Here is a 9841-nt window from a genome sequence, read left to right as displayed (position 1 = left end):
ACGTCATTGCCGCTTGTCGTATTGACTGGCTCTCAGATGGCCGCGCCGACTTGCCCTTTCGGCCGCGCCCCCACGTTCCGGCCCCGGAGGTCACGCGCTTCCACCCGTACGGCCCGCAACCGGCCGGGTGCCCCCGGCGTGCCCCCCGTACAGAACAACCCGTGCAGAACAAAGGGAGGGCGGACCGGGCACCTGCCCGGTCCGCCCTCCCTCTACCTCCCCACCCTCCTCCTACGGCTGCTGCACCGCGATCAGCGAAGGCAGCGCCACCGCGAGCGCGAGGGCTCCGGCGACCGCCAGCACGAGCACGGCCCGCCACGCCTTCTCCCGCGCCCCGAGAGCCGTCCCGCTCTTCCGCGCTCCCTCACCCATGCCGCACTCCTTCGCCACGCCCGGACATCGGCCGACCGGGCGGCCGACTCCCCGCCCACGCTGGCAGCACACCGCCCCACCCGCACGATCTGATGGGCCGTCCGATCCCCACCCCTCGCCCCTCGCCCCCGCCCCCGCCCCCGCCCTCGCCCTCGCCCTCGCAAGCCCGAACGCCTACGCCTCCTCGGAGTCCTCCGCGAACATGTCCTCCGCCGCCGCAGCCAGGACCAGAGGTCGGGTGGTCAGGGCGTTCCACCCCAGCGCCTGCGCCTGGGGACAGGCCGAGCGGCACGGGTCGTAGAGGGCCGACACGCCCGGATCGCCAAGCACGGGGCATCGCGCCGGTGGGACACCTCCAGCGCACAACGTCCCACCCTGTGGCACCGCACACCGGAGCCCGAAGGGGCCCGCGAAAGGGTGGCGCGACCATGAGCGCAGGCAGGAGACCGACGCCGGGGCGAGAAGTCCGCGGAAGAGGTGGGCCCCGGTGTGGTGTGTGTGCTGTTCGTACCGCTGCTGGAGGGCCGTGGAGCGATGCGGTTCCTCGGACCCGGCGGGAGTATCCCGTTCGCCCGTACGGGGGCGCAGCGCGTGCGGGGAACGTGGGGCGCCCGCAGGCTGGCCGCATGGTGCGAGGCGAAGAGGGAACCAGCACGGCGGCACGCGCGCGCGGGCCGTACGGGCGGGGGCCGCGCAGGCGGGCGACCCGACGTCACTACCCCTTCGGCCGTGCTGCGGCCCTCCTGGCTCTCGCCCTCTTCCTCGCCGCCTGCGGAGGCGGAGGCGGAGACGGCAACGGGCCCGACGGCGGCCGGACGGCCTCCGCCACGCCCGCCCCGCCCACTCCGGCCGCCGACTGGAAGGACTGCCCCCTCACCGGGCAGCCCACCCGCGAGTGCACCGCTCTGAAGGTGCCCGTGGACGCGGCGAAACCCGGGTCCGGGACGCTCGAACTGGCCGTTTCCCGGCTGCCCGCCACGGACAAGAGGAGAAGGATCGGCGCGCTCGTGATGGATCCGGGCGGGCCGGGGCTGCCCGGCCTCTACACCACCGCCTCCCTCCTCCCGCCCCAGATCCGTGCCCTCTTCGACGTCGTCGGGTACGACCGGCGCGGGTCGGGCAAGAGCCGTCCCGTGGACTGCGGGGAGCCCGGCGGGGCGCTGGCGAAGCTGGGCGAGGGGGATTTCGCGGACCTGGAGAAGGCGCAGGCGGACCCTGCGGCGATCGAGAGGTCGGCGAAGGAGTACGCGGCCACATGCCGGACGAAATATGGAGAGTTGACGGCGCACCTGGGCACGAAGGACACCACCGCCGACATCGAGTCGATCCGCCTCGCTCTCGGCGAGGACAAGCTCAGCCTCCTCATGGTCAGTTACGGCACCCTGGTCGCCCAGGACTACCTGCGCACCCACCCCGAGCACGTACGGGCGGCCGTCCTCGACGGCACGGTCGACCCCGCCCAGTCCGGCCCGCAAGCCGCACTCGAAAGCTCGGCCACTCTCGAAGAGGCATCCGGCACTGCGGGGAAGACCGAGCAGGAGAAGGCGGCGGCCCAACTCCGTTCCCAGAGCGCCGGGTTCCGATCGTGGTGTACGGCGTCGGGCCCCGCCGAGTGCGCCGTCGCACCCCAGCCGGAGGAGGCGCTGACGGCCGTCGCCGCGAAGACCGGCGACCTGGCGAAGGCGGTCACGGCCGTGATGGTGGTCCCCTCCGACTGGCCCGGCTTCAGCCGCGCCGTCGAGAAGGCGCAGGACGCGGCGCCGGGCGACCCGGCCGCGTACGCCGACCTGAAGGCGTACGCGGACAAGGGCTTCCCGAAGGACGTCGCCGCCGCGCTCAAGAACCCGGGCACCTCCACCGCCTTCGACATCGGCGTGAAGTGCGCCGACTACGTCTGGCCGAAGACCACGGCGGGCGTGCTGAAGGAACTGGCCGAGACCGCCGAGAAGACGGGCGAGGAGGACTCGGCCCCCTTCTACGCCTCCCTCTACGCCACCTGCCCCTCCTGGCCGCACAGCAGCGCCCCCCTCGCACCGCTGTCGGCGAAGAACGCCCCGCGCCCGCTCGTCGTCAACGCCGAACACGACGTACGGACGACCCTCGCCGAGGCGGAGACGGTCGCGAAGAACCTCCCGGCCGCACTGCTCAAGGTCGGCGGCCAGACCCATGGTGTCGTCCAGTCCGGCAACACGTGTGTGGACGCTGCGGTGTTGAAGGTGCTGGTCGACGGGGAGAGGCCGAAGGACGGGACCTGCCCGGAGTTCTAGCCCTTCTTCGCCGGGCTGTTGTGCTTCATGGTCTTCTCGATCCAGTTCAGGTGGGCGGGCGCGCTGGTGTACAGCCCCGGTCCTTCCGAGCAGGGCACGTTCGCGGCGCCGGGGCCCGAGGTGACGCCGATCAGCTCCCAGCGCCCGCCCCGGCCCTTGCGCAGCTGCGGGCCGCCGGAGTCACCGAAGCACGCCATGGCCTTCGGCTTCGTACTGATGGTGCAGAGCCGGGTGCGGTCCGCGAAACCGGGCCCGCACTCGGACACGGCGCCCCTGCGCGTGTCCAGCTCCTGCAACCGGTCCGGGAAGGCGAACTCCGTGTCGACGGTGGTGCCGAAGCCGATGATCCGGGTCGGGGTGCCGGGCCTTCCCGCCTCCCGCGCGATCCGTACCGGCTGCTGGGTGACGGGGCGGTCGAGACGGATCAGCGCGATGTCGTTGACGTTGGCGGCCGGGCCGCCGCCGTTCACGTACCGGGGGTGGAGGAAGGTCCGGTCGATCTTCCGGACGGTTCCGCCGGACTTCCGCCGGTCGCTGCCGATCCGGACGGTGCCGTCCAGCTTCAGCCCGTCGCCCTTCAGGCAGTGGGCGGCCGTCAGCACCCACTGCCGGTCGATGAGCGAGCCGCCGCAGTTCCCGTCGAGGAGACCGTGCTCCGGGGCCGACTCCGGGATCGTCACCATGAACGGGTAACTCTCGGTGGAGTCACCGCCGTTGACGATCGCCTGGGCACTCCCGGTCAGGAGCGTGGCGCAGGACGCGGCGGCGAGGACGGTGACGACGGCGGCGGTGCGGGCCGTGCGGCGGCGTACCGGCTTGATGCTGAACACAGGCGGTTCCTTCGTGCTGATTGCGGGAAGATCCGTACGTGTTCAGCCTGTTCGTCCCGGATCCGCCGGGCTACGGGGTCAACAGGTGGAAACACCCTCCCGCCAGCGGGCCTTCCCCCGGTAGGGGTATCCCCCCGCGCCCGGGTTCGCGAACTCTCCCGGCACCTTCACCGAAGGAGCTTGAACGAGCTCGTCGATTCCGGGCATGCTGGAGGAATAGCGAAGGCGAAGAATCCGCCGTCCGGGAGAGTTCGACCCCACGACTCGGCTCGTCGCACACCCGTACGGCGTTCGGGGGTGATGACGCATGGACGCACTCAGAGACGCAGAACTCACCGCTCTCCTCGGCACGTTGGACGTCGGAGGAGGCGGGCCCGACCCGAGCTGGGCCACGCGCTGCGCCCGGCTCCTGGAGCTGGACGGGCTGTCCGTGTCCACCCAGGCCGGTTCGGCCGAACTGCTCTGGTACAGCGGTGATGTGAGCGCACGGCTGGACGATCTGCAGTTCACGCTGGGAGAGGGGCCGAGCGTCGAGGCCGCCACGGCCGGATCGCTCCTCCTGGTCACCGACGTACGGCGGACGCCGGGGCCGCGCTGGCCCGCGTTCGTCCCCGGGGCCGCCGAGCTGGGCGTCCGGGCCGTGTTCGCCTTTCCGCTGCGGCTCGGCGCGATCAGCATCGGGGCGATGACCGGATACCGGCGGGAGCCCCACCCGCTCAGCGAGAAGTGCCTCGACGCCGCGCTGACCCTCTGCGACGCCCTCACCGTCTATCTGCTCTCCGGCTATCTGCCCCCCGCACGCGAGGGTGATCCCCCGGGTCCGGCAGCGACGGCGGGGGCCGCGCGCACGGGACCGTACGAGAACGGGCAGACCGAGCAGCCCGCCGAACTGCACCGGGCCGTCGTGCACCAGGCGAGCGGCATGCTCAGCATCGACCTGAAGGTGGATCTCGCCACCGCTCTTGACCGATTGCGGGCTTATGCATTCGCACACAACCGACCTATCGTCGCCGTCTCCCGCGACATCGTCGCCCGGCGCCTGCGATTGACCGTCGACCGGCCCGAGGGGCGGAGTGACGCGTGAGGAGAAGGTGACGACCGTGGAAGAACCCTGGAAATCGAGGAAGACAAGCATGAGCCGGGAACGTGAACTGACGCTGGCGGACGCGTTCGTCGAGCTGGCCGACACTCTCGTCGATGAGTTCGACGTGATGGATTTCCTACAGCAACTCTCCGCACGGTGCTGCCAATTGCTCGACGTCGCAGCGGCGGCCGTACTGCTCGCCCCGCCCGGCGAGGAACTGCGCCCCGTCGCCCCCCTCGACCCGGGGGAGAAGCTCGGCGAGCTGCTCGACGTCGCCGCCGAGACGGGGCCCGCCTTCGACTGCCACGCGGGCCGCACGCCCGACGAAGCGGCCGAGGCGCTGCGCGTCGACCTCAGCCGGGACCCGCAGGAACGTTGGGCCGACTTCGTGCTGCTCGCCCGCCGCGCCGGATACACCTGGGCGAGCGCGCTGCCGCTGCGGCTGCGCGGGGAGCGGCTGGGCACCCTGCTGCTCCTGCGGACCGAGGAAGGGCCGCTGTCCCCGACGGACGTACGGATCGGCCAGGCGCTCGCCGACGCCGCCGCGATCGGCCTCGTGCACGAGCAGACCCTGCGCAGCTACCGCGTCACCGGCATCCAGCTGCGCACCGCCCTGCACAGCCGCATCGTCATCGAACAGGCCAAGGGCGTCCTGGCGGCGCGGCTGGACGTGCGGGTCGACGAGGCGTTCGCGTTGCTGCGCAACCACGCGCGCAGCAACGGCAGGCGGCTGACGGAGGTCGCCAAGGAAGTCATCGACAACGGGCTGCTGCCCGTCGGCTAGTTGAAGCGCCGTACTAGGTCGCGTATCGGGTCGTGATCAATCTGTGGGATGTGCCTTCGTGGCACGGCTCGGTCCGATAGACCGGCTGACGTGACGCGAATACAACTGACCGACGTGGAGTGGGAGTTCATTGAGCCGTACCTGCCGATCGGCGAGTACGGCCCGTACCCCGAGCGGCTGCGGCAGCAGTTCGAGGGAGTGATCTGGCGGTTCAAGACGGGCGGGCAGTGGCGGGAGATGCCGACGGAGTTCGGCGCCTGGTCGACTGTCCACAATCGCTTCCGGCAGTGGCGCGACGCCGGGGTCTTCGAGGCCCTGCTGGAGGGCCTGATCGCGGAGGCCGCGAAGCGCGGTGAGGGGACCTGTCCCTGGTGAGCATCGACTCCACCACCGTCCGGGCCCACCATGACGCGGCCGGGATGCACCTCGACGAGGATGTCGTCACCGCACTGGAGAAGGCCGCCGCAGAGGAGGAGAAGGCCAGGTCAAAGGGGGTGGCCTCGAAGGACAAAGCGGGCAGGAGGCCGAAAGGGATCCCGCGCGGGAAGAACGAAGACGCATCCGGCGTCGGCGCAGACTCCGGCTGAAGGCCGCCCTCCTCGGACGCTCCAGAGGCGGGCAGACCAGCAAGATCCACCTCGCTGCCGATCGCAAGTGCCGCCCACTGGCGTTCATCCTGACCGCGGGCCAGGCGGCGGACAGCCCGCAGTTCATCCCCGTCCTGAACAAGGTGCGGGTGCGCGGGCCCGTCGGCCGTCCCCGCACCCGGCCGGACGCGGTCGCCGGGGACAAGGCGTATTCGTCCCGCGGCAACCGTGCCCACCTGCGCAAACGCCGCATCAAGGCGGTCATTCCGGAGAAGAAGGACCAGGCCGCCAACCGGAAGAAGAAGGGCTCCGGAGGCGGCCGACCCGTCGGCCACGACGCCGACCTCTACAAGGAGCGGAACACCGTCGAGCGCGCGATCAACAGACTGAAGGCGTGGCGAGGCATCGCCACCCGCTACGACAAGACTCCCGAGAGCTACCTCGCCGGCCTCCACCTTCGCGCCTCGATGATCTGGATCAAGGACCTCACACGAACCACCCCTTGATCACAACCAAATACGCTCCCTAGTTGAAGCGCCGTAGGTGCTCCTCGGTGGGCCGGAAGCGTTTCGAACAGTTGCCGCACCACCAGCGCCAGTGGTGCTCGTCGGGCTCCCTGACCTCGGCCCGGGTGTCCTTCCAGAGCAGGCCCTGACGGCAGTTGGGGCAGGTGGGAGGGATGGGAGGCGGGGAGGGGACGCGGCCCAGGGGAGCGGGGGCGGCGTCGGTACGGGCGTCGGTGCGTGCTGTCGTACGTGTGGACATCCCGGCAGAGTGCACCTCTGCGGCGTGTCGTGGGGCGGTTTCGTGAAGCGATCACCCCATCGGGGATGTCCGCTCGCACGGGCCGGAGGGGCCGGAAGAGCCGCGGGAATAGATCGCCGGGTCCACCCGTTCTTGGATTTGTTCAACATTCAACAGAAGCCGTTGAGCAGACCCTCTTGAACCCCAGAAGGTGGACTCGATGAACGCGATGCAGTTCGGCATCTTCACCGTCGGCGACGTCACGCCCGACCCGACGACCGGCCGCACCCCGACCGAGCACGAGCGCATCAAGGCGATGGTCGCCATCGCGCAGAAGGCCGAAGAAGTCGGCCTCGACGTCTTCGCGACCGGCGAGCACCACAACCCGCCGTTCGTCCCGTCGTCGCCCACCACGATGCTCGGCTACATCGCCGCCCGCACCGAGAAGCTGATCCTGTCCACGTCCACGACGCTGATCACCACCAACGACCCGGTGAAGATCGCCGAGGACTACGCGATGCTCCAGCACCTGGCCGACGGCCGGGTCGACCTGATGATGGGCCGCGGCAACACGGGTCCGGTCTATCCGTGGTTCGGCAAGGACATCCGCCAGGGCATCGAGCTCGCCGTCGAGAACTACGCCCTGCTCCACGAGCTGTGGCGCAAGGAGGTCGTGAACTGGGAGGGCAGGTTCCGCACGCCCCTCCAGTCCTTCACCTCGACCCCCCGCCCGCTCGACGGCGTCCCGCCGTTCGTCTGGCACGGCTCCATCCGCTCCCCCGAGATCGCCGAGCAGGCCGCGTACTACGGCGACGGCTTCTTCGCGAACAACATCTTCTGGCCGAAGGACCACTTCCGGAAGCTGATCAACCTCTACCGCGAGCGTTACGCGCACTACGGCCACGGCACCCCCGACCAGGCCATGGTCGGCCTCGGCGGCCAGCTCTTCCTGCACAAGAACTCGCAGGAGGCAGTGCGGCGGTTCCGCCCGTACTTCGACAACGCCCCCGTCTACGGCCACGGCCCGTCCCTGGAGGACTTCACCTCGCAGACCCCCCTCACGGTCGGCTCCCCGCAGGAGGCCATCGAGAAGACCCTCACCTTCCGCGAGAGCTTCGGCGACTACCAGCGCCAGCTCTTCCTGCTGGACCACGCGGGACTGCCCCTGAAGACGGTCCTGGAGCAGCTCGACATCCTCGGCGAGGAGGTCGTGCCGGTCCTGCGCGAGGAGTTCGCCAAGAACCGCCCGGCCGGTGTCCCGGACGCCCCGACCCACGCGGCGCGCGTCGCCCAGGCGCTCGCCGACGGCTCCGACTCCGCCACGACCTCGAAGGAGGCCAACGCGTCATGACCCAGAACCTCGTCGTCGTGTCGGCGGGCCTGAGCGTGCCCTCCTCCACCCGCCTGCTCGCGGACCGCCTCGCCGAGGCGGCCCGCGCCGAACTCCCCTCCGTATCCGTCGAGTTCGTCGAGCTCCGCGAACTGGCCACCGCCATCGCGAACCACCTGGTCACGGGCTTCCCGAACGAGCCCCTGCGCAAGGCGATCGAGGCGGTCTCGGCCGCCGACGGCCTGATCGCGGTGACGCCCGTCTTCGCGGCCTCCTACAGCGGTCTCTTCAAGTCCTTCTTCGACCTGATCGACCCGGACGCGCTGACCGGCACCCCCACCCTCATCGCCGCCACCGGCGGCACGGCCCGCCACTCCCTCGCCCTGGACCACGCGGTCCGCCCCCTCTTCGCGTACCTGCGCGCCCTGGTCGTCCCGACGGCCGTGTTCGCGGCGTCCGAGGACTGGGGCGGCGAGGGTGACGCCTTCACCGCGCACCTCCCGGGCCGCATCACCCGGGCGGCGGCGGAGCTGGCGGCCCAGCTGCGGACGGCTCCTCCCCGTAAGGAATCGGACGAGGTCGTGCCCTTCGCCCAGCAGCTCTCGGACCTGCGCCTCGACTGACCGAATTAGGCATTTCGCGTAGATTGACCGAAAAGGTTTGCCCGGAAAGGGTTGACCGAAAAGAACCTTTCGGAGGGTAGTCACCATGGCAGAAGGAACGATCGTCGTCGGCGTCGACGGTTCGGAACAGTCCGTGCGCGCCCTCCGCTGGGCCGCCCGCCAGGCGGGCCTGACCGGCGCGAAGCTGGAAGCGGTGACCGCCTGGGAGTTCCCTGTCTGGGGCGGCCTGACCGCCGAGACCGCCACCTTCGACCCGGAACGGGAGTCGGCCAAGGTCCTCCTGGAAACGGTCCAGCGCGCCCTGGGCACCGAAGCGGCGGCCCAGGTCGCCCTCCACACCCGCAAGGGCAACGCGGCCGAAGCCCTCCTCAAGCAGGCCGAGGGCGCGGACCTCCTGGTGGTGGGCGCCCGAGGCTACAGCGGGCTGAAGGCCCAGGTCCTCGGCTCGGTCTCGCTGCACGTGGTGCAGCACGCGCCGGTGCCGGTGACGGTCGTACGGGGCGAGTAGGACCGCGAGTTCGCAGACGGCGTACGTGGGCGAGTGCGCGGGCGCGGGCGAGTACTTGGGGGCGAGCGCGGCCGTGGGCGTGGGCACGGGCGGCCCAGTGGAGTGATCCGGCCGGGCTGCCGGTGCCGTTCCGGGACCGGAGCCGGTCCAGGGTGGCCGCATGCGCACTCTCCCGGCCGTCGTGGCCCTCACCCTGCTGTCCCTCGGCGCCGTCGCGGCTCCCTCCGCGACGGCCGCACCCCGTGGCGGAGAGGAACCCCCGCACGGCTGCACCTCCTCCCACGGCCGCCTGGTGTGCCCGGGCAAGCCCGGCCCGCCCGGCCCGCCCGGCCCACAGGGCCCGCGAGGTCCACAAGGTCCGCAGGGCGTGGCGGGCCCGCAAGGCCCTCAGGGGCCGAAGAGCGAAGGGGGCCTGTCCGGCCTGCACCGGATCAGCACGAAGCACTGGGACGCCTTCAGCAGCACCGAGCTGGACTACGTTCCCCTCTACCCGCGGGGCGGCGCGGGCGGCGATCTCCGCTGCCCCGGCGGCGAGAAGCTGATCAACTTCGGCTGGCAGATCACGGGCATGCAGAACCAGCCGCCCCGCGACTTCGTCATCCTCCACTCGTACCCCTCCGAGGACGGCGCGGGCTGGTCCTTCTCGGTGGTCAGCACCGGCGGCGACACCCAGAAGCTCAGGACGTACGCCATGTGCGCCAAGACCACCTGA

Annotated in this window: 11 protein-coding genes and 1 pseudogene; 8 read left to right on the top strand and 4 right to left on the bottom strand. The window is 70.9% G+C overall.

Annotated features, from left to right (window positions below):
- Positions 1-231: 231 nt before the first annotated feature.
- Positions 232-372, bottom strand: a complete 141-nt coding sequence (locus OG897_RS01770; RefSeq protein ID WP_266652166.1) for a hypothetical protein — start codon at positions 370-372, stop codon at positions 232-234.
- A gap of 174 nt (positions 373-546) precedes the next feature.
- Positions 547-684, bottom strand: coding sequence for a hypothetical protein (locus tag OG897_RS01765; RefSeq protein WP_266652164.1), 138 nt, complete (start codon positions 682-684; stop codon positions 547-549).
- Between the two features lie 314 nt (positions 685-998).
- Between OG897_RS01765 and OG897_RS01760 the strand changes: the two genes are divergently transcribed.
- A complete protein-coding gene (locus OG897_RS01760; RefSeq protein WP_266652162.1) occupies positions 999-2639 on the top strand; it encodes an alpha/beta fold hydrolase in 1641 nt (546 codons plus the stop codon).
- Here OG897_RS01760 and OG897_RS01755 read toward each other — a convergent pair.
- Entirely contained in the window at positions 2636-3469 is an 834-nt protein-coding gene (locus OG897_RS01755) for a trypsin-like serine protease (protein WP_266652160.1), read from the bottom strand. The two genes, OG897_RS01760 and OG897_RS01755, sit on opposite strands and share 4 nt — an antisense overlap.
- Positions 3470-3776: 307 nt before the next feature.
- On the opposite strand from OG897_RS01755, the gene OG897_RS01750 reads away from it, so the two are divergent.
- From OG897_RS01750 to OG897_RS01740, 3 genes and pseudogenes are all read left to right on the top strand, one after another.
- Positions 3777-4553: an ANTAR domain-containing protein gene (locus tag OG897_RS01750; protein WP_266652158.1), complete on the top strand. Its 777-nt coding sequence runs from the start codon at positions 3777-3779 to the stop codon at positions 4551-4553.
- Positions 4554-4602: 49 nt separating this feature from the next.
- Entirely contained in the window at positions 4603-5337 is a 735-nt protein-coding gene (locus OG897_RS01745; protein ID WP_266652156.1) for an ANTAR domain-containing protein, read from the top strand.
- Between the two features lie 90 nt (positions 5338-5427).
- Positions 5428-6430 (top strand): annotated as a pseudogene (locus OG897_RS01740) (IS5 family transposase).
- Positions 6431-6449: 19 nt separating this feature from the next.
- Here the strand turns inward: OG897_RS01740 and OG897_RS01735 are convergent.
- Positions 6450-6689, bottom strand: coding sequence for a hypothetical protein (locus OG897_RS01735; RefSeq protein ID WP_266652154.1), 240 nt, complete (start codon positions 6687-6689; stop codon positions 6450-6452).
- Between the two features lie 208 nt (positions 6690-6897).
- On the opposite strand from OG897_RS01735, the gene OG897_RS01730 reads away from it, so the two are divergent.
- The 4 genes from OG897_RS01730 (at position 6898) to OG897_RS01715 (ending at position 9841) form a co-directional block, all read left to right on the top strand.
- Positions 6898-8019: an LLM class flavin-dependent oxidoreductase gene (locus OG897_RS01730; RefSeq protein WP_266656492.1), complete on the top strand. Its 1122-nt coding sequence runs from the start codon at positions 6898-6900 to the stop codon at positions 8017-8019.
- Entirely contained in the window at positions 8016-8621 is a 606-nt protein-coding gene (locus OG897_RS01725) for an FMN reductase (RefSeq protein ID WP_266652152.1), read from the top strand. The genes OG897_RS01730 and OG897_RS01725 overlap by 4 nt, the downstream gene beginning before the upstream one ends.
- Before the next feature lie 85 nt (positions 8622-8706).
- Positions 8707-9129, top strand: coding sequence for a universal stress protein (locus OG897_RS01720; protein WP_266652150.1), 423 nt, complete (start codon positions 8707-8709; stop codon positions 9127-9129).
- 160 nt (positions 9130-9289) lie between these two features.
- On the top strand, positions 9290-9841 hold the full coding sequence (locus OG897_RS01715) for a hypothetical protein (RefSeq protein ID WP_266652148.1): 552 nt from the start codon (positions 9290-9292) through the stop codon (positions 9839-9841).

Origin of the sequence: Streptomyces sp. NBC_00237 (assembly GCF_026342435.1) — a bacterium.
Classification (GTDB): Bacteria; Actinomycetota; Actinomycetes; order Streptomycetales; family Streptomycetaceae; genus Streptomyces.
This window is presented reverse-complemented; position numbering and strand designations above follow the sequence as displayed.

Bases quoted from the DNA above. Each gene is read 5' to 3' on its own strand.
- OG897_RS01770 (WP_266652166.1), bottom strand. From the start codon at position 372: ATGGGTGAGGGAGCGCGGAAGAGCGGGACGGCTCTCGGGGCGCGGGAG.
- OG897_RS01760 (WP_266652162.1), top strand. From the start codon at position 999: ATGGTGCGAGGCGAAGAGGGAACCAGCACGGCGGCACGCGCGCGCGGG.
- OG897_RS01750 (WP_266652158.1), top strand. From the start codon at position 3,777: ATGGACGCACTCAGAGACGCAGAACTCACCGCTCTCCTCGGCACGTTG.
- OG897_RS01745 (WP_266652156.1), top strand. From the start codon at position 4,603: ATGAGCCGGGAACGTGAACTGACGCTGGCGGACGCGTTCGTCGAGCTG.
- OG897_RS01735 (WP_266652154.1), bottom strand. From the start codon at position 6,689: ATGTCCACACGTACGACAGCACGCACCGACGCCCGTACCGACGCCGCC.
- OG897_RS01730 (WP_266656492.1), top strand. From the start codon at position 6,898: ATGCAGTTCGGCATCTTCACCGTCGGCGACGTCACGCCCGACCCGACG.
- OG897_RS01725 (WP_266652152.1), top strand. From the start codon at position 8,016: ATGACCCAGAACCTCGTCGTCGTGTCGGCGGGCCTGAGCGTGCCCTCC.
- OG897_RS01720 (WP_266652150.1), top strand. From the start codon at position 8,707: ATGGCAGAAGGAACGATCGTCGTCGGCGTCGACGGTTCGGAACAGTCC.
- OG897_RS01715 (WP_266652148.1), top strand. From the start codon at position 9,290: ATGCGCACTCTCCCGGCCGTCGTGGCCCTCACCCTGCTGTCCCTCGGC.